Below are 21,888 nucleotides of genomic sequence, written 5' to 3'. Positions count from 1 at the left end.
GGCCGAGGAGTTTACGCCTCGCCTTTTGCGATTTCACGCAGTTTAGCCGACGGGATGATATTCACGCCCTCCTTTGAGGGGGAGCGAGCTTCGTGGAGCATGGCGCTGGCCACATCACGCGCCTGAATGGATTTCCAGTTGCCGGGAAAAAGCTGGAACAGCGGGGCAAAAATCGATTCATTAAAGCGCTGCTTTTCACGATCGCCCAGCAGCATCGACGGGCGCACAATCGTAAGCCGATCCCAGTTTTGGGCGATCAGCGCGTCTTCCATTTTGCCTTTCACTTTGTTGTAGAAGAACGGCGAGTTAGCGTTCGCGCCCATCGAGCTGACCACTAAGAAGTGCTTCGCCCCCAGACGCTTCGCGGTGAGCGTCGTGTCCACCACCAGCGTGTAGTCGGCGTGGATAAAAGCCTCTTTGCTTCCGGCTTCGCGGCGGGTGGTGCCGAGACAGCAAAAGGCGATATCAATCGGGTCCTGCACCTGCGCGAGCGCATCGGTCAGCTGTGGATCGTGAGGATTGTATACGCCCGAGATGTCCGCTAACGGGCGTCGGGTGGGCGCGGCGATGTAATTGATCCTCGGCTCCCGGATCAGCATTCTCAGAAGGTGATCGCCCACCAGCCCGGTGGATCCTGTGATTAATACCTGGCTCATTTTCTCTCCTTTGCAGATTAGTCCGTTTGCGATTTCAGCCTGCTTAGCCACACTTAAAAGTCTGTTACGGGTAAGTATTTACCACAAACGGAAAAAAATCTGTCTGAAGCCAAAACAACGGAGGAAACATGGGCAAGAAAATAGCCGTCTTGATCACCGACGAGTTTGAAGATTCAGAGTTCACCTCGCCCGCAGAGGCGTTCCGCAAAGCCGGGCACGAGGTGGTGACGATCGATAAGCAGGCCGGAAAAACAGTAAAAGGCCATAAGGGCGAGGCCAGTGTGACCATCGACAAAGCCATTGATGAAGTGCGCCCGGCAGACTTTGACGCCCTGCTGTTACCAGGCGGCCACTCCCCGGATACGCTGCGCGGCGACGAGCGCTTTGTGACGTTCACACGTGATTTTGTCTCCAGCGGCAAACCTGTTTTCGCCATCTGCCACGGGCCACAGCTGTTGATCAGCGCAGAGGTCGTGCGGGGGCGTAAGCTGACCGCGGTTAAACCCATCGTCATCGATCTGAAAAATGCAGGAGCGGATTTCTACGATCAGGAAGTGGTCGTCGATAACAATCAGCTGGTAACGAGCCGGACGCCAGACGATCTGCCGGCCTTTAACCGCGAAGCATTACGCCTGCTCGGATCGTAGCCAGTGAAGCTTCTTACCAAAACCCAGCGTGTTGTCGGTAAATTTCAGCTCATCGAGGCGAATTTCCCAGACCGGTGCTGACATGGCGAGAGCCACCGGGAAGCGGCGCGTGTAGCACTTGCGCATTGCGTCGCTCTCTTCTCCTTCCAGACGACGAATCTCGCCTTTAAATTGTACGCCACGGATCAGCGCGACATTTTTCGGCTGACCGTTGACCGTCCCCGCAACTGGCGCTTGTGGGCCTGACATCTGTGCGTGGCGGGTTTTGTCTTCACTTAACAGGTAAAAAGCGACACGATCGGGGTCGTAGTAATAAAAGGCATTTGCGCACCACAGTTCGCCCTCATTATGGACGCACCAGGTGACGACATGCTGCTTTGCCAGCCAGCGGCTAATGGCGGCCAGAGTTTCCATTTTTGCGCTCTCTCATGCTATCGTGCGTTCACCTTAACATACTGAATCTGCGAACTGTGTGCTGGTTTCTCTATCTTGTCCGAACGGGCAATAATGCGCTTTATACCGGAATTACCACCGACGTGGCGCGTCGTTTTCTTGAACATCAAACGGGGAAAGGCGCTAAAGCACTGCGGGGGAAAGGTGAGCTGACGCTGGCCTTTTCGGCACCCGTGGGCGAGCGCTCGCTGGCGCTAAAGATGGAGTACCGCATTAAGCAACTGACGAAGCGCCAGAAAGAGCGCCTCGTCGCCGGGGATGGATCGTTTGAGGCCCTACGCGAGAGCCTGCAAACAGCGCCGATTAAAAGCGATTAAAGTGGTCGTGATATTCAACCAGACCGCTGACACCGTTCAGGGCGTCATCCGCCAGAGGATGCACCTGGAAGGCGGTTTCGGTGCCCGGCCAGCGGCAGTGCAGATCGTAAGGCGCGGCAGGCTTAAAACCAAAGCGACCGTAAAATTCCGGCTCGCCCAGCGTCACCACCGCTGCATAGCCAAATTCATTCAGAGAATCCAGCCCTTCATACACCAGTTGGCGCGCCAGTCCCTGACCGCGATAGTTTTCATCGACAGCCAGCGGTGCCATTCCCACCCACTGTAGATCCTCGCCCTGGATCGTGACCGGACTAAACGCCACGTACCCGACGACCTGGCCTTCATCATCCGTTGCCACCAGACCGAGCGTTACCAGCCCGTCTTCGCGCAAATCGTGGACCAATCTTGCTTCGCCGTCCTCCGGGAAAGAGCGGCGTAATAATGCATCGATACCAGGGGCATCAATCCCAATTTCAACTCGAATCAGCATGGCTCACCTACTGAAGTGTGTTTACTTTCAGGCGGGTTTTTCAGGCCAGCCTCAACGAAATCGGCCATTTGCATCAACACCGTGCGCAGCGGCTTCGGCATCTGATCCAGCTCAATGGCATCCATTAAATTTTTGACGTACAGACCCAGTTCAGTATCGCCTTCAATCACCAGACGGCGCTGGAAAAAGAGGGTGTCCGGGTCCTGTTTACGGGCAGCGATCATCAGCAGATCGCTGGCATTCGCGCTGAAACTGACGTCCGCCGGAGCGGAATCACTGACCAGCAGCTTGCCGTTCTCTACGGAGGTAAACCAGCGCAGTCCAATGTCACGCACGTCGATACTCAGCCAGCGACCTTCCAGAAACTCCAGCTCGCCCTCTTCAAGCGCCTGGCGGAACTGCCAGCTTAGCACTTGCTGCAGTACCTGACGTTTAAGGGCGAACGGTGTCAGTTTTACCGGCACGCTCAGCATTGAAGGACCAAATTGTACGAGGCGTGAACGCAGTTTTTCCAGCACGAGCTTTACTCCCTGATGTCGATAATCCTGTTATTTTGCCATATCCGGCGGCCATCGTAGCGGCGTAAATCAACAAACCGTATTGTGCCGTCATTGATTATTGGTGTCATCAATACGCCATTAACTGCCTTAAATCAAAAATTGTCGCGTGGAGGTTAATTAAACTCCCCGTTCGTTAACAATTTTGCGCCCTCTGGGGCAGCCAACGTCAGGATAAATTATGGAGCTGCTCTGTCCAGCCGGAAACCTTCCGGCACTTAAAGCGGCCATCGAAAATGGCGCCGACGCGGTTTATATCGGGCTGAAAGATGACACCAACGCCCGCCATTTTGCGGGTCTTAACTTCACGGAGAAAAAGCTCCAGGAAGCGGTCAACTTCGTTCATCAGCACCGCCGCAAGTTGCATATCGCCATCAATACCTTTGCGCATCCCGATGGCTATGCACGCTGGCAGCGTGCGGTGGATATGGCGGCACAGCTCGGGGCGGACGCGTTGATTCTCGCCGACCTCGCTATGCTGGAGTATGCCGCAGAACGCTATCCACATATTGAGCGCCATGTCTCTGTTCAGGCTTCGGCAACGAATGAAGAGGCCGTGCGTTTTTATCACCGCCACTTCGACGTCGCTCGCGTGGTGCTGCCGCGCGTGCTGTCTATTCATCAGGTTAAGCAACTGGCGCGGGTCTCGCCAGTTCCGCTGGAAGTTTTTGCGTTCGGCAGTCTGTGCATCATGGCGGAAGGCCGTTGCTATCTGTCGTCTTACCTCACCGGTGAATCGCCAAACACCGTAGGCGCGTGCTCCCCTGCCCGCTTTGTGCGCTGGCAGCAGACACCTCAAGGCCTGGAATCGCGCCTGAACGACGTGCTGATCGACCGCTATCAGGACGGGGAAAACGCCGGTTATCCGACGCTGTGTAAAGGCCGCTATCTGGTCGACGGCGAGCGTTATCATGCCCTGGAAGAACCGACCAGCCTGAATACGCTTGAGTTGCTACCGGAACTGCTGGCGGCGAATATTGCCTCGGTGAAAATTGAAGGCCGCCAGCGCAGCCCGGCGTACGTGAGCCAGGTCGCTAAAGTCTGGCGTCAGGCAATCGACCGCTGCATGGCCGATCCGCAGAACTACGCCGCACAACCTGCCTGGATGGAGACCCTCGGGGCGATGTCTGAAGGCACGCAAACCACGCTTGGCGCGTATCACCGTAAATGGCAGTGAGATAATCATGAAATATTCATTAGGACCGGTGCTCTATTACTGGTCAAAAGAGACGCTGGAAGATTTTTACCAGCAGGCGGCGAGCAGTAGCGCCGATACGATTTATCTCGGTGAGTCCGTGTGCAGCAAGCGTCGTGCGACCAAAGTGGGCGACTGGCTGGATATGGCGAAAAACCTCGCAGGTAGCGGCAAGCAGGTGGTGCTGTCGACGCTGGCGCTGGTACAAGCTTCATCTGAGCTGGGCGAAATTAAGCGCTACGTAGAGAACGGCGATTTTCTGCTGGAAGCGAGCGATCTTGGCGTGGTGAATATGTGCGCCGAACGTAAGCTGCCGTTTGTCGCCGGACATGCGCTCAACTGCTATAACGCCGTGACGCTGCGCCTGCTGCTTAAACAGGGGATGACGCGCTGGTGTATGCCGGTGGAGCTGTCCCGCGACTGGCTGGTCAACCTGCTGACTCAGTGTGAAGAGCTAGGCATCCGCGATCAGTTCGAAGTGGAAGTCCTGAGCTACGGGCATTTGCCGCTGGCCTACTCCGCGCGCTGCTTTACCGCCCGCTCGGAAGATCGCCCGAAGGACGAGTGCGAGACCTGCTGCATCAAGTATCCCCAAGGCCGCAACATGCTGTCGCAGGAGAATCAGCAGGTGTTTGTGCTCAACGGCATTCAAACCATGAGCGGTTATGTTTATAACCTCGGTAACGAACTGACGTCGATGCACGGCGTGGTGGATATGGTGCGTCTGTCACCGCTGGATACTGATGTCTTTGCGATGCTGGATGCGTTTCGCGCCAACGAAAATGGCGCTGCACCACTGCCGCTGAAGGCGCACAGTGACTGTAACGGTTACTGGAAACGTGTGGCGGGGCTGGAGTTGCAGGCCTAAAAAAAGCTCACTTTGTTAACAACGGTTATTAAATTTTAATGCACTATTAAAAGATATGCCGTCGACAAAGTGAGCTGTTATGACTGATAAATCCATTCCATTTTCGGTGCTCGATCTGGCGCCGATCCCAGAAGGCTCCTCTGCACGAGAAGCCTTTTCTCACTCTCTGGATCTCGCACGTCTCGCTGAACAGCGCGGCTATCATCGCTACTGGCTGGCGGAACATCACAACATGGTGGGCATCGCCAGCGCAGCGACCTCTGTGCTGATTGGCTATCTGGCCGCGAATACCACCACCCTGCATCTCGGCTCGGGCGGCGTGATGCTGCCGAACCACTCCCCGCTGGTGATTGCCGAGCAGTTCGGCACGCTGAATACGCTCTACCCTGGCCGTATTGATTTGGGGCTTGGGCGTGCGCCGGGCAGCGATCAGCCAACAATGCGTGCGCTGCGCCGCCATATGAGCGGTGATATTGATAACTTCCCGCGCGATGTGGCGGAGCTGGTGGATTGGTTCGATGCCCGCGATCCAAATCCGCAGGTGCGTCCGGTCCCCGGTTATGGCGAAAAGATCCCGGTGTGGTTGTTAGGTTCAAGCCTCTACAGTGCACAGCTGGCGGCGCAGCTCGGCCTGCCGTTTGCGTTCGCCTCCCACTTTGCCCCGGATATGCTGCATCAGGCGCTGCATCTCTATCGCACGAATTTCAAACCGTCAGAAAGACTGGAGAAACCGCACGCGATGGTGTGTATCAATATCATCGCCGCCGACAGCAACCGCGATGCGGAATTCCTGTTTACCTCAATGCAGCAGGCCTTCGCCAAACTGCGCCGTGGAGAAAGCGGGCAGCTGCCGCCGCCGGTGGAAAATATGCATCAGCTGTGGTCAGCATCGGAACAGTACGGCGTGCAGCAGGCACTGAGCATGTCTCTGGTGGGCGATAAAGCGAAAGTACGTCACGGGCTGGAGTCGGTGCTGCGCGAGACGCAGGCGGATGAGATTATGGTTAACGGACAGATTTTCGATCACCAGGCGCGTTTGCATTCGTTTGATTTAGCGATGCAGGTGAAAGAGGAGTTGTTGGGGTAATTTTGTGCCCGGTGGCGCTGCGCTTACCGGGCCTACAATTCTACGTAGGCCGGATAAGGCGCAGCCGCCATCCGGCAAAGAGTTTTACTGATATACCGGCAATAAATCAAAGCTCGAAAGTACATGCACCAGCGCGTTGCCAACACCGAACACCAGAATCAGTGCAATCATCGGCTTGCCGCCCCAGACGCGGAATTTTGGGCTGCCGAAGCGTTTACGTGATTTACGCGCCAGCAGCGCCGGAACAATCGCCGCCCAGATGGTCGCAGCTAATCCCGCATACCCGATGGCATACAGAAAACCGTTCGGCCACAGCAGGCCACCAACAATTGGTGGCAGGAAGGTCAGCAGCGCGGTTTTCAGACGGCCCATTGCGGAATCATCGAAACCAAACAGATCCGCCAGATAGTCGAACAGGCCCAGCGTCACGCCGAGGAATGAACTCGCCACCGCAAAGTTCGAGAACACCACCAACAGCAGATCCAGACTGCGGCTGTTCAGAACGCCACTCAGCGCCTGTACCAGCACATCAATGTTCCCGCCCTTCTGGGCAATGCCGATAAATTCAGGACGTGGGATGTTGCCCATCGTCCCCAGCAGCCAAATCACATACAGCCCCAGTGCCAGCAGCGTACCGTAAATCAGACAGCGAATAATCGTGCGCGGATCTTTGCCGTAGTACTTCATCAGACTTGGAACGTTGCCGTGATAGCCAAACGACGCCAGGCAGAACGGCAGCGTCATCAGCAGGTACGGGGAGTACGTCGCGTGGCTCTCGGCGACGTTAAACAACGTTTGTGGCGTGACGTGCCCAAGCAAGCTGCCGAAGGTCAGGAAAAACGTGATGACCTTTGCGCCAAGAACGATAGCTGTCATGCGGCTCACCGCTTTGGTGCTCATCCAGACGATAAACGCTACCGCCAGCGCGAAAACTAATCCGGCCATACGCGCCGGGACGTTCAGCGACATTTCAGAAAACGTATGGTGCAGTATTGAACCGCTCGCCGAGATGTAGGCGTAGGTCAGGATGTAGAGAACGAAAGCAATGGAGATGCCGTTTACCAGGTTCCAGCCTTTGCCCAGCAGATCTTTGGTGATGGTATCGAAGCTCGACCCGATACGGTAGTTCAGGTTCGCTTCGAGGATCATCAGCCCGGAATGCAGCATACAGAACCAGGTAAACACTAGCGCAGCCAGCGACCAGAAGAACCACGCACCGGACATGACCACCGGCAGGGAAAACATCCCTGCACCGATTATCGTCCCGCCGATAATCACCACGCCGCCGAGCAGCGAAGGTGAAGTTTGTGTGGTGGTTAGTGTCGCCATACAGCCGTTTCTCCAGTTAAACATTTTGCTACTGCATTTTAATGTGTCGCACTGTACCAGTACGATAGTACAAATGGAATAAAAAAAGCCCCGATAATAATATCGGGGCTGTAATGATTACTTTACGCTATCAGGCGTGGCAATTACGCGTCACGACGACGGGAGGTGCCTTCTTCACGACGTGGGCCGCGATTTTCGCGACGCTCACCGCTGAAACGGCCTGCACCAGCAGGTGCTGCGCCATCACGACGAGGAGGACGGCTGCCTTCACGACGCTCACCACCACCAAAACGACGTTCGCCAGCTGGACGATCGCCTTCACGACGAGGACCACGGTCAGGACGCGGCTGGGCATCACCCATCAGCTGCATGTTCATCGGTTTGTTCAGGATGCGAGTGCGAGTAAAGTGCTGCAGAACTTCGCCCGGCATACCTTTTGGCAGTTCGATCGTAGAGTGAGTACCGAACAGCTTGATGTTACCGATGTAACGGCTGCTGATATCGCCTTCGTTAGCAATAGCGCCAACGATATGACGAACTTCAACACCATCATCACGGCCAACTTCAATGCGGTACAGTTCCATATCGCCAGCGTCACGACGCTCACGACGTGGACGGTCTTCGCCACTACGCTCTGGACGGTCACCACGTGGGCCACGGTCATTGCGATCGTTGCGGTCATTACCACGACGTTCGAAACGCTCATCACGCTCACGGAATTCACGCTTAGGACGCATCGGTGCATCAGGTGGCACGATCAGAGCACGTTCGCCCTGTGCCATTTTCAGCAGCGCTGCAGCCAGAGTTTCGATGTCCAGCTCTTCGCCTTCCGCAGTCGGCTGGATTTGCGCCAGCAGAGCACGGTACTGATCCAGATCGCTGCTTTCCAGCTGCTGCTGTACTTTCGCGGCGAATTTTTCCAGACGGCGTTTGCCCAGCAGGTCTGCGTTTGGCAGGTCTGCTTCTGGAATGGTCAGCTTCATAGTGCGTTCAATGTTACGCAGCAGACGACGCTCGCGGTTCTCAACGAACAGCAGGGCACGGCCAGCACGACCCGCACGACCGGTACGACCGATACGGTGAACGTAAGACTCGGAATCCATTGGGATGTCGTAGTTCACAACCAGGCTGATACGTTCTACGTCCAGGCCACGTGCTGCCACGTCGGTTGCAATCAGGATATCCAGACGACCGTCTTTCAGACGCTCCAGAGTCTGCTCACGCAGGGACTGGTTCATGTCGCCATTCAGTGCAGCGCTGTTATAGCCGCTACGCTCCAGAGCTTCAGCCACTTCCAGGGTCGCGTTTTTGGTACGAACGAAGATGATCGCCGCATCAAAATCTTCTGCTTCCAGGAAACGCACCAGCGCTTCATTTTTACGCATTCCATGTACAGACCAGAAAGTCTGGCTGATGTCCGGGCGAGTGGTAACGCTGGACTGGATACGCACTTCCTGCGGATCCTTCATGAAACGACGGGTAATACGACGGATCGCTTCTGGCATAGTTGCAGAGAACAGAGCGGTCTGATGACCTTCTGGAATCTGAGCCATAATGGTTTCTACGTCTTCGATGAAGCCCATGCGCAGCATTTCGTCAGCTTCATCCAGAACCAGACCGCTCAGTTTAGAGAGATCCAGCGTACCGCGTTTCAGGTGATCCAGCAGACGGCCAGGTGTACCGACAACAATCTGTGGGCCCTGACGCAGGGCGCGTAACTGCACGTCATAACGCTGGCCGCCGTAAAGGGCAACCACGTTCACGCCGCGCATGTGTTTAGAGAATTCAGTCATCGCTTCCGCAACCTGAACAGCCAGTTCACGGGTCGGAGCGAGCACGAGGATCTGCGGTGCACGCAGTTCCGGATCAATGTTGTGCAGCAGTGGCAGCGAGAACGCTGCGGTTTTACCGCTACCAGTCTGGGCCATGCCCAGCACGTCACGACCAGAGAGCAGATGCGGGATGCATTCAGCCTGGATCGGAGATGGTTTTTCGTAACCCAGATCGTTAAGGGCTTCAAGGATAGTGGCCTTCAGGCCCAGATCTGCAAAAGTGGTTTCGAATTCAGCCATGTAGTACAAGTGCCTCGATATTAATGGCGGCCAGTCTACATAACTCGTCGTGAAAATGATTAGCAATTTTCATTGAAAAGTGTGAACCGGCTCAAAGTAGGTGTATTGACGAACAACAACGCCCTCACCCGTTAAGATGATGGCAATCAAGAAAAATGATTACGGGCTGATGTGGTGTCGTCAGCTATTGCTGGTCCGATTCTGCCAGGTCGTCTTGCTCCTGGCCCAAGAGCGATAATTCCAACAATGCATAACGGTGCTCAACGAAGTTGTGTACGTTGTTAGCGACCGCTAATTTGAACAGTGCCGTAGCGCTGTCCTTATCCCCCAGACTTAGGTAGTACTTACCTAAATAGAAGTTGGTTTCACTGAGATGCTCAGCGAGCGAGGTGTTATCCGTTGCGTCCGCCTTGAGCCTATCCATCAGCGTTGCTTCGCTAATGTTGCCCAGGTAGAACTCGACAATGTTCCATCCCCATTGTTCCTTGTCCGATTTCTCGAAACGTTGCTTTAACGTCTCTTTCGCCTGCTTTTCATCGAGCTTCTGCTCGACAATGTAAAGCCACAGGACCCGGAAAGGATCATTAGGATCGTCATGATAAAACGCCAGCAGATCATCTTGCGCTAACTTATCACGACCGCCGTAATACAATGCGATACCGCGATTCAAGTGCGCGTAGTTGTAAGTTGGATCAAGCTCAAGTACAGAATCAAACGCTTCATAGGCAGCATCAAAATTGCCTGCCTGCGTTAAATATATGCCTAAGTAATTGAATACTTCAGGCATATCAGGTCGGATTGCCAACGCTTGTGAAAAATCATTTCGCGCTAGTGCCCTCAGACCGAGACTATCATACAACACTCCGCGCTCATATAAAAGCTGTGCGCGTTCATCATCGGTTAAAGCCCGACTGGCAAGAATTTGTTCCATGCGTGCCAGAATCACTTCCTGCTGCAAAGTCGGTTGCAATGGCACTGCGAGGACTTCGCTCTTACGCCAGGCAGAGTTGCTGCATCCTGCCAGCGTTAAAGCTGTCGCAACGAAACACCAGCGCAAAAAAGGCTTCATTTCCCACTCCCGAAGACAACTATTGGATGAACGTCCTGTCCCCCGGCTGCTAACAAGGCGTCCTGCCTGATAATACGCCCTCCGCCAGAGCGGAGGGCAAATGCAACCTTACTCGCCTTGTTCTGCGGCCGGTGCTTCCGGCGCGGCAGCAGGCTGAGACTGCTCGGTTGCTTCTTTAATGCTCAGACGGATACGGCCCTGGCGGTCAACTTCCAGAACTTTAACCGGTACTTCCTGGTTCATCTGCAGGTAATCGGTCACTTTCTCAACGCGCTTGTCAGCGATCTGAGAGATGTGAACCAGACCTTCTTTACCGCCACCGATGGCAACGAACGCGCCAAAGTCAACGATACGGGTCACTTTACCATTGTAGATACGACCCACTTCGATTTCTGCAGTGATCTCTTCGATACGACGAATAGCGAATTTCGCTTTTTCACCGTCGGTCGCAGCGATCTTCACAGTACCGTCATCTTCGATTTCGATGGTGGTGCCAGTTTCTTCGGTCAGAGCACGGATCACAGAACCGCCTTTACCGATCACGTCTTTGATCTTGTCCGGGCTGATCTTGATAGTGTGGATACGCGGTGCGAACTGAGAAATATCGCCACGCGGTGCGTTAATCGCCTGCTCCATCACGCCCAGGATGTGCAGACGCGCACCTTTAGCCTGGTTCAGTGCAACCTGCATGATCTCTTTGGTGATGCCTTCAATTTTGATATCCATCTGCAGAGCAGAGATACCTTCGCGGGAACCCGCAACTTTGAAGTCCATATCACCCAGGTGATCTTCGTCGCCCAGGATGTCAGAAAGAACAACAAAGTTGTCGCCTTCTTTCACCAGGCCCATTGCGATACCCGCAACAGCGGCTTTGATTGGCACGCCTGCATCCATCAGGGCCAGAGAAGCGCCACAAACGGAAGCCATAGAAGAAGAACCGTTAGATTCGGTGATTTCAGAAACCACACGAACGGTGTACGGGAATTTGTCAGCTTCCGGCATAACAGCCAGCACGCCGCGCTTCGCCAGACGACCGTGACCAATTTCACGACGCTTAGGTGAGCCAACCATACCGGTTTCGCCTACGGAGTACGGAGGGAAGTTATAGTGGAACAGGAAGCTGTCAGTGCGCTCACCCATCAATTCGTCGATGTTCTGCGCGTCACGTGCGGTACCCAGAGTTGCTGTTACCAGCGCCTGAGTTTCGCCACGGGTGAACAGTGCGGAACCGTGAGTACGTGGCAGAACGCCAGTACGCACATCCAGACCACGGATCATGTCTTTTTCACGGCCATCGATACGCGGTTCGCCAGCCAGAACGCGGCTACGTACGGCATTTTTCTCGATAGCGTGCAGGATTTCGCTCAGCTCGTTTGCGTCCAGGGATTCATCTTCTGCAACCAGCGTAGCGATGGTTTCAGATTTGATGACATCAATCTGAGCGTAACGCTCTTGTTTGTCAGTGATGCGGTATGCATCGCTCAGACGAGCTTCTGCCAGGGCAGCAACGCGCGCGTTCAGCGCTTCGTTCACGGCTTCTGGCTGCCAGTCCCAACGTGGTTTACCGGCTTCTTTCACCAGGTCGTTGATGTTCTGGATAACAATCTGCTGCTGTTCATGGCCAAACACCACAGCGCCCAGCATCTGGTCTTCGCTCAGCAGTTCAGCTTCGGATTCAACCATCAGTACTGCAGCTTCGGTACCGGCAACAACCAGATCCAGCTTACTTTCTTTCAGCTCATCCTGAGTCGGGTTCAGTACATACTGGTCGTTGATGTAACCCACACGAGCAGAACCGATAGGACCGTTGAATGGAATGCCTGACAGGGACAGTGCAGCAGATGCACCGATCATCGCAACGATATCCGGGTTAACCTGTGGGTTAACGGAAACAACGGTCGCGATAACCTGAACTTCGTTAACGAAGCCTTCCGGGAACAGCGGACGAACCGGGCGGTCAATCAGACGCGCAATCAGGGTTTCGCCTTCGCTTGGACGGCCTTCACGACGGAAGAAGCCACCAGGGATTTTACCAGCAGCGTAGGTACGCTCCTGATAGTTAACGGTCAGAGGGAAGAAGTCCTGACCTGGTTTTGCTTTTTTCTGGCCAACAACGGTCACGAATACAGCAGTGTCATCCATGCTTACCATAACGGCAGCAGTAGCCTGACGTGCCATCATGCCGGTTTCCAGCGTGACGGTATGCTGACCATACTGGAATTTACGAACGATCGGATTCAGCAAAGTTCTGTCCTTTCTTAATGAATGACAGCACACCCACGGTGTGCTGTCGATTTAACCCGACCTTCTTCGCATCCTCGCGACTAATGACAACCGACACCCTCATGGGTGAAGCCTCTCATTAGCCGCGCGAACCTCTGCAATGAAGATCATTTATAGCAACAATACAATAGTTTCCAGTGAATTGCTGCCGTCTGGTTGAAAAAAGGGGCCATTAGGCCCCTTTTTCTGAAACTCGCAAGACTTAGCGACGCAGACCCAGACGCTCGATCAGCGCGGTGTAGCGTGCAACATCTTTACGTTTCAGGTAGTCGAGCAGTTTACGACGCTGAGAAACCATACGCAGCAGACCACGACGGCTGTGGTGATCTTTTTTGTGCTCTGCAAAGTGACCCTGCAGGTGGTTAATCTGTGCAGTCAGCAGGGCAACCTGAACTTCGGTAGAACCGCTGTCGTTAGTACCACGACCGAACTCGGAAACGATTTTAGCTTTAGCTTCAACGCTTAGAGACATGATGAACTCCAAAATATAAAGAATGAAAGGGTGCCGATCTCTAATTCAGCAACCCCAGTTTACGCCTCGCAGATTGTTAAACAATTCGCCAGGCGTTAAGCGGCGATATTCTACCCGTCTCCCCTGCTTATCGCAAGGCAAGTAAATGCCTTAAACCGGATATTCAACCACCAGGCGACGCGGTGCGACGCGGCCTTCGTCGTCGATTTCACCCATTCCGATGAACTTGTTTTCTTCGCCTTCCGTCACACGAACCAGCCCGGCATGCGGGGTATCTGTCGTGCGAACCGGGTTACCGTTTTTAAAGTAAACGGATGACGTCAGGGGCAAATTCACGATCGGGAAATCAGAGGCCGGACTGTCCATCGGCATCAGCAGCGGATCGAGCAAATCAGCCGGGGGGATCCCCTGCTCTTCTGCCTGTTCGACCAGCGCACGAAGATGCTCAAGCGTCACCATACGTTCAACCGGATATTTACTGACCGCGAGACGACGCAGATAAATCACGTGCGCGCCACAGCCCAGCTTTTCACCGAGATCGTCAATGATAGTGCGAATATAGGTGCCTTTCGAACAGTGAACTTCCAGCTCCAGTTCGTCACCTTCATGGCGAATAAATAGCAGCTCATAAACAGTAATCGGGCGTGCTTCACGTGGGACTTCAATCCCCTGTCGTGCATATTCGTACAGCTTCTTACCCTGATACTTCAGCGCCGAATACATGGATGGCACCTGTTGGGTATCACCACGGAAGCTTTCAAGCGCCGCCTGAAGCTGTTCTTCACTGAAGGTCACCGGACGCTCTTCGACAACTTGACCATCCGCATCGGAAGTATCCGTGCGCTGGCCAAGTTTAGCGATCACACGATAACGCTTATCGGAATCGAGCAGGTACTGAGAAAACTTGGTTGCCTCCCCCAGGCAAACCGGCAGCATACCGGTCGCCAGCGGGTCTAGCGCACCGGTATGACCGGCGCGGTTGGCATTATAAATGCGTTTAACTTTTTGCAGCACGTCGTTGCTGGATGCACCTTGTGGTTTATCCAGCAACAGCACGCCGTGCACGTCGCGACCGCGACGACGAGGACGACTCATCAGTCCTCCTTGCTGTCTTCTTCCGGGTTCACACGACGCTCATCGTCATGTTTAACCACGCTGGTCACCAGGTTGGACATCCGCATACCTTCTACCAGTGAGTTATCGTAGAAGAAGGTCAGCTCAGGCACGATGCGCAGTCGCATGGCTTTGCCAAGCAAAGAACGAATGAAACCAGAGGCTTCCTGCAATGCTTTAATGCCGTTTTTAACAGCGGCTTCGTCTTTATCGTTCAGGAATGTGACGAACACTTTGGCATACGCCAGATCACGGGACATCTCAACACCCGAAACGGTGGTCATCATGCCCACGCGTGGGTCTTTAATTTCACGTTGCAGGATGAGAGCGATTTCTTTCTGCATCTCCTGAGCCACGCGCTGTGGGCGACCAAATTCTTTCGCCATAATAAATTCTCCAGACAAAAAAGGGGCCATAAGCCCCTTTTGATATTTCATGCCGGATGGCGCTTCGCTTACCCGGCTTACAATTTTTTTAATCCGCTGAGGGATTAAGCGATGCTACGCTGGATTTCGATGATTTCGAACACTTCGATCATATCGCCAACGCGAACGTCGTTGTAGTTCTTAACGCCGATACCACATTCCATGCCGTTACGGACTTCGTTAACGTCATCTTTGAAGCGGCGCAGGGATTCCAGCTCGCCTTCATAGATAACCACGTTGTCACGCAGAACGCGGATTGGGTTGTGACGTTTGATGAGACCTTCCGTCACCATACAACCTGCGATCGCACCGAATTTCGGTGATTTGAACACGTCACGAACTTCAGCCAGACCGATGATCTGCTGTTTCAGTTCTGGAGACAGCATGCCGCTCATCGCTGCTTTCACTTCGTCGATCAGATGATAGATGACGGAGTAGTAACGCAGATCCAGGCTTTCAGAATCGATAACTTTACGCGCAGAAGCATCAGCACGGACGTTGAAGCCAACCAGAATCGCGTTGGACGCCGCTGCCAGGGTTGCGTCGGTTTCGGTGATACCACCGACACCAGAACCGATGATCTTCACTTTCACTTCGTCGGTAGACAGTTTCAGTAAAGAGTCGGAGATTGCTTCCACAGAACCCTGAACGTCAGCTTTCAGTACGACGTTCACTTCGTGAACTTCGCCTTCAGTCATGTTAGCGAACATGTTCTCGAGTTTAGATTTCTGCTGACGAGCCAGTTTAACTTCACGGAATTTGCCCTGACGATACAGTGCAACTTCACGCGCTTTCTTCTCGTCACGAACAACGGTGACTTCATCACCGGCAGCCGGAACACCGGACAGACCCAGGATTTCCACTGGAATAGATGGACCTGCTTCCAGAACTTCCTGACCCAGTTCGTTGCGCATTGCACGAACGCGACCGTATTCAAAGCCACACAGTACGATATCGCCTTTGTTCAGGGTACCTTCACGGACCAGAACAGTCGCTACCGGACCACGACCTTTATCGAGGAAGGATTCGATTACCGCACCGCTTGCCATGCCTTTACGAACGGCTTTCAGCTCCAGAACTTCAGCCTGCAGCAGGATAGCGTTCAGCAGGTCATCAATACCGGTACCTGCTTTCGCAGAAACTGGAATGAACTGAGACTCACCGCCCCACTCTTCCGGCATAACGCCGTACTGAGACAGTTCGTTTTTAACGCGATCCATGTCAGCTTCTGGCTTATCGATTTTGTTCACAGCAACAACGACCGGTACCTGCGCCGCTTTAGCGTGCTGGATTGCTTCGATAGTCTGTGGCATCACGCCATCGTCAGCTGCAACAACCAGAACAACGATATCCGTTGCCTGAGCACCACGAGCACGCATAGAGGTAAACGCGGCGTGACCCGGGGTATCCAGGAAGGTGATCATACCGTTGTCAGTTTCAACGTGGTAAGCACCGATGTGCTGAGTAATGCCGCCCGCTTCGCCAGAGGCCACTTTCGTTGAACGAATGTAGTCCAGCAGAGAGGTTTTACCGTGGTCAACGTGACCCATGATGGTCACAACTGGAGCGCGGGATTCTGCCGCTGCGCCAGTATCACGGTCGCTCATGACCGCTTCTTCCAGTTCGTTTTCACGACGCAGGATAACTTTGTGGCCCATTTCTTCAGCAACCAGCTGAGCAGTTTCCTGGTCGATAACCTGGTTGATGGTCGCCATAGCGCCCAGTTTCATCATCGCTTTGATGACCTGAGAGCCTTTAACAGCCATTTTGTTCGCCAGGTCGCCCACGGTGATGGTTTCGCCAATCACAACGTCGCGGTTAACGGCCTGAGCAGGTTTCTGGAAGCCCTGCTGTAAAGAGGAACCTTTACGCTTGCCACCTTTACCACCGCGACCAGCGGCACGCGCTTCTTCACGGTCAGCTTTGGTTTCAGAGTGCTTATTGCCTTTCTTCTGAGGACGCGCTGCTTTTGTCGTGCGAGTACGGCCACGGCCGCCTTCGACTTCGCGGTCATTCTCATCTTCGGCCTGGCGAGCATGCTGAGAAGTGGTGACGTGATAATCGCTCTTATCCTCTTCACCTTTCTCTTTTTCTTGCTCTGCCCAAACACCAGCATTTTCTTCCGCCATACGACGAGCTTCTTCAGCTACGCGACGCGCATCTTCTTCAAGCTTACGGCGCGCTTCTTCTTCCGCTTTACGCTTCAGATCTGCTGCTTCATTTTCACGACGGGCTTTTTCTGCCTGGGCGGTTTTGGTCATATCGTCAGTCTGTTGATTGCTCACTTTGTCTTTTTCCGCAGCGTCACGCTTTGCTTTATCACTGGCATCGCGTTTCGCTTTTTCTGCGGCCTCACGTTCAGCTTTTAATACTGCCTCACGCTTGGCTGTTTCTTCTGCCTCACGATGGGCCTGCTCTTCCGCTTCACGCTGCGCCTGCTCTTCCGCTGCAAGGCGCTCGACCTCTTGCGGATCACGTTTTACAAAGGTGCGTGTCTTGCGGACTTCGATTTGTACCGATTTACTTTTTCCACCGGTACCAGGAACATTTAACGTGCTACGCGTTTTGCGCTGCAGCGTCAGTTTGTCAGGCGTTGAACCGTGTTCACGGTTCAGGTGCGCTAACAAGGTTTGTTTTTCTTGCGCAGTCACTGAGTCATCAGCCGCCTTTGGGATCCCTGCATCAGCAAATTGCTGTACCAGGCGGTCCACAGGGGTTTGAATCTCAGCAGCCAGCGATTTTACAGTTACATCAGTCATGCTGTTCCTTCCTGCTACAGTTTATTACGCTTCGTCGCCGAACCAGCAAATATTACGTGCGGCCATGATGAGTTCGCCGGCTTTCTCGTCGGTTAAACCTTCGATATCAGCCAGGTCATCAACGCCTTGCTCAGCGAGATCTTCCAGCGTACAAACACCACGGGCAGCCAGCTTGAACGCAATCGCACGATCAAGACCTTCCAGATTCAGCAGGTCATCAGCCGGCTTGTTATCGCCAAGGCTTTCTTCCTGAGCCAGCGCCAGGGTGGTCAGTGCGTTTTTAGCGCGTTCACGCAGGGCTTCAACGGTTGCTTCATCCAGACCGTCAATTTCCAGCAGTTCTTTCATTGGCACATAGGCCAGTTCTTCAAGCGAAGAGAAACCTTCTTCGACCAGAACAGTGGCAAAATCTTCGTCAATGTCCAGGTACTTAGTAAAGTTATCGATCGCTGCATGGGCTTCAGCCTGATGCTTCGCCTGCAGGTCATCAACCGTCATGACGTTCAGATCCCAACCGCTCAGTTGAGAAGCCAGACGTACGTTCTGACCGTTACGACCGATAGCCTGTGCCAGATTACCCGCTTCAACGGCGATATCCATTGTGTGCTTATCTTCGTCCACGACAATAGAAGACACATCAGCCGGAGCCATCGCGTTGATCACGAACTGCGCCGGGTTATCGTCCCACAGAACGATATCGATGCGTTCGCCGCCCAGCTCAGTAGAAACGGCCTGGACACGTGCGCCACGCATACCAACGCAAGCACCAACAGGGTCGATACGCTTGTCGTTAGTTTTTACCGCGATCTTAGCGCGAGAACCCGGATCGCGGGCCGCTGCTTTGATCTCGATAACTTCTTCACCGATTTCTGGCACCTCAATGCGGAACAGTTCGATCAGCATCTCTGGCTTAGAGCGAGTGACGAACAGTTGCGCACCGCGCGCTTCTGGACGCACTGCGTACAGAACACCGCGGATACGGTCGCCAGGGCGGAAGTTTTCACGCGGCAGCATATCTTCACGCAGGATAACGGCTTCAGCATTGCTGCCCAAATCCAGCGCGATGTTGTCGCGGTTAACTTTCTTCACCACACCGGTGATGATTTCACCTTCGTGTTCGCGGAACTGATCAACCACCATCGCGCGCTCAGCTTCACGTACTTTCTGTACGATAACCTGCTTAGCGGTTTGGGTAGTGATACGGTCGAAGGTGACAGATTCGATCTGATCTTCTACATATTCGCCAACGTTGAAGCTTTCGTCTTCATAACGAGCCGCTTCAAGCGTGATTTCTTTAGTCGGTTGGGTCACTTCTTCAACAATCACCCAACGGCGGAAGGTATCGAAGTCACCACTTTTACGATCGATTTCTACGCGAACATCGATCTCTTGTTCGTATTTTTTCTTGGTTGCTGTCGCCAGTGCACTTTCCAGCGCTTCGAAAATCTTCTCACGCGGCAGTGATTTCTCATTTGAGACGGCTTCAACAACAGCCAAAATTTCTTTGTTCATCGCGGGCTTTTCACCTCAATCCAGACTGTTAAAAGTGGGGAACCAGGTTCGCCTTCTGGATATTACTCAGCGCGAACACTTCATCTTTGCCTTCGACTGTTACCGTGATCATCTCACCATCAACGGCCTTAATAATGCCCTGCCATTTACGGCGGTTTTGCACAGCCATTCGCAGGACAACAGTCACTTCTTCACCGAGATACTTCGTGTAATGCTCAGCGGTGAACATTGGACGATGGAGACCAGGCGAGGAAACTTCCAGGTTATAGGCAACAGTAATAGGATCTTCAACGTCAAGAACCGCACTGACCTGGTGGCTGACATCAGCACAATCATCAACATTGATGCCATCTTCACTATCAATATAGATGCGCAGCGTGGATGTGCGGCTGCGAATAAATTCGATGCCGACCAGTTCGTAGCCCAGTGCTTCCACCGGTGCCGTAATCATCTCTGTTAATTTTTGCTCTAATGTGGACAAGCCCACCCCCAAGACATAAAAAAAGGGCCTAAAGCCCAGTTATTCTGTAGTCAGATAACAAAAAACCCCGATAAATCGGGGCTTTAGATAACTGAACCCTATAGCCGCAACTGCGGCCTGGAGCACTTTCTGAAAGAATTTTTTCAAATCCAGCTACGAAAGCTCTGAGCCTTCACAGTATATTTGAAAAAGAACTTTATAGGAAAGTGGTTGCGGGGGCCGGATTTGAACCGACGACCTTCGGGTTATGAGCCCGACGAGCTACCAGGCTGCTCCACCCCGCGCCTGAAACGTGGCAAATTTTACTCGTTTTGGGTAAAAAATGCAAATAATGCTGGGATTTGGTACCGAGGACGGGACGTAAAATCTGCAAGCATTATATTGGTTAGTGCATTCGGCTGTCAACCCTGGTTTCCATGCGCTACGCTGAATAGCGTTAAATGTTTGTGTGTCTTTGTCGTCTCACTCCGCAACGGGCAGCAGCAAAGGAATTTTTACAAAATATGCACGAATCCCTTCCGGTCATCGACAAAAGATGATTAAATGAAAACTCACTTATTTTGCATAACCATGCAATAAGAGCGAAAGCGGTCTCTTATCAGTCAATCAAGCAGGGTTTTATTTTATGACGACGATTCTCAAGCATCTTCCGGTAGGACAACGTATTGGCATCGCTTTTTCTGGCGGCCTGGATACCAGCGCTGCACTGCTGTGGATGCGCCAAAAGGGAGCGGTTCCTTATGCATATACTGCGAACCTGGGCCAACCGGATGAGGAAGATTATGATGCGATTCCTCGCCGTGCCATGGAATATGGCGCAGAGAACGCACGTCTGATTGACTGCCGTAAGCAGCTGGTTGCTGAAGGCATCGCGGCAATTCAGTGTGGTGCTTTCCATAACACCACCGGCGGTCTGACTTATTTCAACACCACGCCACTGGGGCGCGCGGTGACCGGTACGATGCTGGTTGCGGCAATGAAAGACGATGGCGTGAACATCTGGGGCGATGGCAGCACCTATAAAGGCAATGATATCGAGCGTTTCTACCGTTACGGTCTGCTGACCAATGCCGAACTGCAGATTTACAAACCGTGGCTGGACACCGATTTTATCGACGAGCTGGGTGGCCGCCATGAAATGTCCGAGTTCATGATCGCCTGCGGTTTCGACTACAAGATGTCAGTTGAAAAAGCCTACTCCACCGACTCCAACATGCTGGGTGCAACCCACGAAGCGAAAGATCTGGAGTTCCTGAACTCCAGCGTGAAGATCGTGAACCCGATCATGGGCGTGAAGTTCTGGGATGAAAACGTCAAAATCCAGGCAGAAGAAGTGACGGTACGCTTTGAGCGCGGTCACCCTGTCGCCTTGAACGGCAAAAAATTTGCTGACGATGTGGAACTGATGCTCGAAGCTAATCGCATTGGTGGCCGTCATGGCTTGGGCATGAGCGATCAGATTGAAAACCGCATCATTGAAGCGAAAAGCCGTGGCATTTATGAAGCGCCGGGAATGGCTCTGCTGCATATCGCTTATGAGCGCCTGCTGACCGGTATCCACAACGAAGATACCATCGAGCAGTATCATTCACATGGTCGTCAGTTGGGTAAACTGCTGTATCAGGGACGTTGGTTTGATCCGCAGGCATTGATGTTGCGTGATGCGCTGCAACGCTGGGTGGCGAGCGCGATCACCGGCGAAGTGACGCTGGAACTGCGCCGTGGTAACGACTATTCCATCCTCAACACCGTCTCAGACAACCTGACCTATAAAGCAGAGCGTCTGACTATGGAGAAAGGTGACTCTGTATTCTCTCCTGACGATCGTATCGGTCAGTTAACCATGCGTAATCTGGATATTACCGATACTCGTGAGAAGCTGTTCAACTACATCGAAACTGGCCTGCTCTCTGCCTCTTCCGGCAATGGCCTGCCACAGGTTGAAAACCTGGAACACAGCGATAAGAAGTAATCGTTCAGAAGAAATGCAAAAGGCGCCTGATGGCGCCTTTTTTGTTGTCTGTTGCAGTTTGCAGTCATCGTAGGCCCGGTGGCGCTGCGCTTACCGGGCCTACTAAAACACTAAAAGCAAAAGATACAGAC

At 53.4% G+C, this 21,888-nt stretch carries 21 protein-coding genes and 1 tRNA gene; 6 read left to right on the top strand and 16 right to left on the bottom strand.

What is annotated here, in order from left to right:
• Positions 1-11 precede the first annotated feature (11 nt).
• Positions 12-656: an NAD(P)H-binding protein gene (locus JBO43_RS16505; protein ID WP_202674719.1), complete on the bottom strand. Its 645-nt coding sequence runs from the start codon at positions 654-656 to the stop codon at positions 12-14.
• A gap of 128 nt (positions 657-784) precedes the next feature.
• Between JBO43_RS16505 and JBO43_RS16500 the strand changes: the two genes are divergently transcribed.
• A complete protein-coding gene (locus JBO43_RS16500; RefSeq protein WP_103948848.1) occupies positions 785-1,303 on the top strand; it encodes a type 1 glutamine amidotransferase domain-containing protein in 519 nt (172 codons plus the stop codon).
• Here the strand turns inward: JBO43_RS16500 and JBO43_RS16495 are convergent.
• Positions 1,283-1,717, bottom strand: coding sequence for a YhbP family protein (locus JBO43_RS16495; protein ID WP_202674718.1), 435 nt, complete (start codon positions 1,715-1,717; stop codon positions 1,283-1,285). The two genes, JBO43_RS16500 and JBO43_RS16495, sit on opposite strands and share 21 nt — an antisense overlap.
• A gap of 14 nt (positions 1,718-1,731) precedes the next feature.
• On the opposite strand from JBO43_RS16495, the gene JBO43_RS16490 reads away from it, so the two are divergent.
• The gene (locus tag JBO43_RS16490) at positions 1,732-2,073 is read left to right on the top strand and encodes a GIY-YIG nuclease family protein (protein WP_103947038.1); all 342 of its coding nucleotides are present in this window, start codon (positions 1,732-1,734) and stop codon (positions 2,071-2,073) included.
• On the opposite strand, the gene JBO43_RS16485 is transcribed toward JBO43_RS16490, so the two are convergent.
• Complete coding sequence (locus tag JBO43_RS16485) at positions 2,060-2,563, bottom strand: GNAT family N-acetyltransferase (RefSeq protein WP_095283543.1); 504 nt, start codon at positions 2,561-2,563, stop codon at positions 2,060-2,062. The two genes, JBO43_RS16490 and JBO43_RS16485, sit on opposite strands and share 14 nt — an antisense overlap.
• Complete coding sequence (ubiT, locus tag JBO43_RS16480) at positions 2,557-3,081, bottom strand: ubiquinone anaerobic biosynthesis accessory factor UbiT (RefSeq protein WP_095283544.1); 525 nt, start codon at positions 3,079-3,081, stop codon at positions 2,557-2,559. Before ubiT ends, JBO43_RS16485 begins: the two co-directional genes overlap by 7 nt.
• Positions 3,082-3,301: 220 nt before the next feature.
• Here ubiT and ubiU point away from each other — a divergent pair, with 220 nt between their 5' ends.
• The 3 genes from ubiU to JBO43_RS16465 all read left to right on the top strand — a co-directional run bounded on the left by ubiU (position 3,302) and on the right by JBO43_RS16465 (position 6,270).
• On the top strand, positions 3,302-4,297 hold the full coding sequence (gene ubiU, locus JBO43_RS16475; protein ID WP_095283545.1) for a ubiquinone anaerobic biosynthesis protein UbiU: 996 nt from the start codon (positions 3,302-3,304) through the stop codon (positions 4,295-4,297).
• Between the two features lie 7 nt (positions 4,298-4,304).
• The gene (locus tag JBO43_RS16470) at positions 4,305-5,183 is read left to right on the top strand and encodes a U32 family peptidase (RefSeq protein WP_174348434.1); all 879 of its coding nucleotides are present in this window, start codon (positions 4,305-4,307) and stop codon (positions 5,181-5,183) included.
• Between the two features lie 79 nt (positions 5,184-5,262).
• Positions 5,263-6,270: a luciferase-like monooxygenase gene (locus tag JBO43_RS16465; RefSeq protein ID WP_095283547.1), complete on the top strand. Its 1,008-nt coding sequence runs from the start codon at positions 5,263-5,265 to the stop codon at positions 6,268-6,270.
• Positions 6,271-6,354: 84 nt separating this feature from the next.
• Here JBO43_RS16465 and mtr read toward each other — a convergent pair whose 3' ends face one another.
• The 12 genes from mtr to JBO43_RS16405 all read right to left on the bottom strand — a co-directional run bounded on the left by mtr (position 6,355) and on the right by JBO43_RS16405 (position 20,069).
• Positions 6,355-7,599 (bottom strand): tryptophan permease, encoded by a 1,245-nt coding sequence (gene mtr, locus JBO43_RS16460; protein WP_202674717.1) that lies wholly within the window; start codon positions 7,597-7,599, stop codon positions 6,355-6,357.
• A 143-nt stretch (positions 7,600-7,742) separates the two neighbouring features.
• On the bottom strand, positions 7,743-9,671 hold the full coding sequence (locus JBO43_RS16455) for a DEAD/DEAH family ATP-dependent RNA helicase (RefSeq protein ID WP_095283549.1): 1,929 nt from the start codon (positions 9,669-9,671) through the stop codon (positions 7,743-7,745).
• Entirely contained in the window at positions 9,664-9,744 is an 81-nt protein-coding gene (yrbN, locus tag JBO43_RS16450; RefSeq protein ID WP_097919743.1) for a protein YrbN, read from the bottom strand. The genes JBO43_RS16455 and yrbN overlap by 8 nt, the downstream gene beginning before the upstream one ends.
• Positions 9,745-9,855: 111 nt before the next feature.
• The gene (nlpI, locus tag JBO43_RS16445) at positions 9,856-10,740 is read right to left on the bottom strand and encodes a lipoprotein NlpI (protein WP_095283550.1); all 885 of its coding nucleotides are present in this window, start codon (positions 10,738-10,740) and stop codon (positions 9,856-9,858) included.
• 108 nt (positions 10,741-10,848) lie between these two features.
• Positions 10,849-12,984 carry a polyribonucleotide nucleotidyltransferase gene (pnp, locus tag JBO43_RS16440; RefSeq protein WP_095283551.1) on the bottom strand — a complete coding sequence of 712 codons (2,136 nt, stop codon included), beginning with the start codon at positions 12,982-12,984 and terminating at the stop codon, positions 10,849-10,851.
• Positions 12,985-13,225: 241 nt separating this feature from the next.
• On the bottom strand, positions 13,226-13,495 hold the full coding sequence (rpsO, locus tag JBO43_RS16435) for a 30S ribosomal protein S15 (protein ID WP_003861789.1): 270 nt from the start codon (positions 13,493-13,495) through the stop codon (positions 13,226-13,228).
• A gap of 150 nt (positions 13,496-13,645) precedes the next feature.
• Entirely contained in the window at positions 13,646-14,590 is a 945-nt protein-coding gene (gene truB / locus JBO43_RS16430) for a tRNA pseudouridine(55) synthase TruB (protein ID WP_202674716.1), read from the bottom strand.
• Entirely contained in the window at positions 14,590-14,994 is a 405-nt protein-coding gene (gene rbfA / locus JBO43_RS16425) for a 30S ribosome-binding factor RbfA (RefSeq protein ID WP_095283553.1), read from the bottom strand. Before rbfA ends, truB begins: the two co-directional genes overlap by 1 nt.
• Positions 14,995-15,098: 104 nt before the next feature.
• Entirely contained in the window at positions 15,099-17,792 is a 2,694-nt protein-coding gene (gene infB, locus JBO43_RS16420) for a translation initiation factor IF-2 (RefSeq protein WP_202674715.1), read from the bottom strand.
• Positions 17,793-17,816: 24 nt separating this feature from the next.
• Positions 17,817-19,304, bottom strand: coding sequence for a transcription termination factor NusA (gene nusA, locus JBO43_RS16415; protein ID WP_095283555.1), 1,488 nt, complete (start codon positions 19,302-19,304; stop codon positions 17,817-17,819).
• 28 nt (positions 19,305-19,332) lie between these two features.
• The gene (rimP, locus tag JBO43_RS16410; protein ID WP_146052591.1) at positions 19,333-19,785 is read right to left on the bottom strand and encodes a ribosome maturation factor RimP; all 453 of its coding nucleotides are present in this window, start codon (positions 19,783-19,785) and stop codon (positions 19,333-19,335) included.
• A 207-nt stretch (positions 19,786-19,992) separates the two neighbouring features.
• Positions 19,993-20,069: transfer RNA gene (locus tag JBO43_RS16405), tRNA-Met, on the bottom strand.
• Between the two features lie 341 nt (positions 20,070-20,410).
• On the opposite strand from JBO43_RS16405, the gene argG reads away from it, so the two are divergent.
• Positions 20,411-21,757, top strand: a complete 1,347-nt coding sequence (argG, locus tag JBO43_RS16400; RefSeq protein WP_095283557.1) for an argininosuccinate synthase — start codon at positions 20,411-20,413, stop codon at positions 21,755-21,757.
• The last annotated feature ends 131 nt before the right edge of the window (positions 21,758-21,888 follow it).

Source organism: Lelliottia jeotgali (assembly GCF_016771845.1).
GTDB classification, from domain to species: domain Bacteria; phylum Pseudomonadota; class Gammaproteobacteria; order Enterobacterales; family Enterobacteriaceae; genus Enterobacter; species Enterobacter jeotgali.
Note: the sequence above shows the minus strand (reverse complement) of the source record. Positions and strands in the feature narration are given on the sequence as shown.

What these genes read in the sequence shown, in the direction of transcription:
- JBO43_RS16505 (WP_202674719.1), bottom strand. Translation starts at nt 656, where the DNA reads ATGAGCCAGGTATTAATCACAGGATCCACCGGGCTGGTGGGCGATCAC.
- JBO43_RS16500 (WP_103948848.1), top strand. Translation starts at nt 785, where the DNA reads ATGGGCAAGAAAATAGCCGTCTTGATCACCGACGAGTTTGAAGATTCA.
- JBO43_RS16495 (WP_202674718.1), bottom strand. Translation starts at nt 1,717, where the DNA reads ATGGAAACTCTGGCCGCCATTAGCCGCTGGCTGGCAAAGCAGCATGTC.
- JBO43_RS16490 (WP_103947038.1), top strand. Translation starts at nt 1,732, where the DNA reads ATGCTATCGTGCGTTCACCTTAACATACTGAATCTGCGAACTGTGTGC.
- JBO43_RS16485 (WP_095283543.1), bottom strand. Translation starts at nt 2,563, where the DNA reads ATGCTGATTCGAGTTGAAATTGGGATTGATGCCCCTGGTATCGATGCA.
- ubiU (WP_095283545.1), top strand. Translation starts at nt 3,302, where the DNA reads ATGGAGCTGCTCTGTCCAGCCGGAAACCTTCCGGCACTTAAAGCGGCC.
- JBO43_RS16470 (WP_174348434.1), top strand. Translation starts at nt 4,305, where the DNA reads ATGAAATATTCATTAGGACCGGTGCTCTATTACTGGTCAAAAGAGACG.
- JBO43_RS16465 (WP_095283547.1), top strand. Translation starts at nt 5,263, where the DNA reads ATGACTGATAAATCCATTCCATTTTCGGTGCTCGATCTGGCGCCGATC.
- mtr (WP_202674717.1), bottom strand. Translation starts at nt 7,599, where the DNA reads ATGGCGACACTAACCACCACACAAACTTCACCTTCGCTGCTCGGCGGC.
- JBO43_RS16455 (WP_095283549.1), bottom strand. Translation starts at nt 9,671, where the DNA reads ATGGCTGAATTCGAAACCACTTTTGCAGATCTGGGCCTGAAGGCCACT.
- yrbN (WP_097919743.1), bottom strand. Translation starts at nt 9,744, where the DNA reads ATGAAAATTGCTAATCATTTTCACGACGAGTTATGTAGACTGGCCGCC.
- nlpI (WP_095283550.1), bottom strand. Translation starts at nt 10,740, where the DNA reads ATGAAGCCTTTTTTGCGCTGGTGTTTCGTTGCGACAGCTTTAACGCTG.
- rpsO (WP_003861789.1), bottom strand. Translation starts at nt 13,495, where the DNA reads ATGTCTCTAAGCGTTGAAGCTAAAGCTAAAATCGTTTCCGAGTTCGGT.
- truB (WP_202674716.1), bottom strand. Translation starts at nt 14,590, where the DNA reads ATGAGTCGTCCTCGTCGTCGCGGTCGCGACGTGCACGGCGTGCTGTTG.
- rbfA (WP_095283553.1), bottom strand. Translation starts at nt 14,994, where the DNA reads ATGGCGAAAGAATTTGGTCGCCCACAGCGCGTGGCTCAGGAGATGCAG.
- infB (WP_202674715.1), bottom strand. Translation starts at nt 17,792, where the DNA reads ATGACTGATGTAACTGTAAAATCGCTGGCTGCTGAGATTCAAACCCCT.
- nusA (WP_095283555.1), bottom strand. Translation starts at nt 19,304, where the DNA reads ATGAACAAAGAAATTTTGGCTGTTGTTGAAGCCGTCTCAAATGAGAAA.
- argG (WP_095283557.1), top strand. Translation starts at nt 20,411, where the DNA reads ATGACGACGATTCTCAAGCATCTTCCGGTAGGACAACGTATTGGCATC.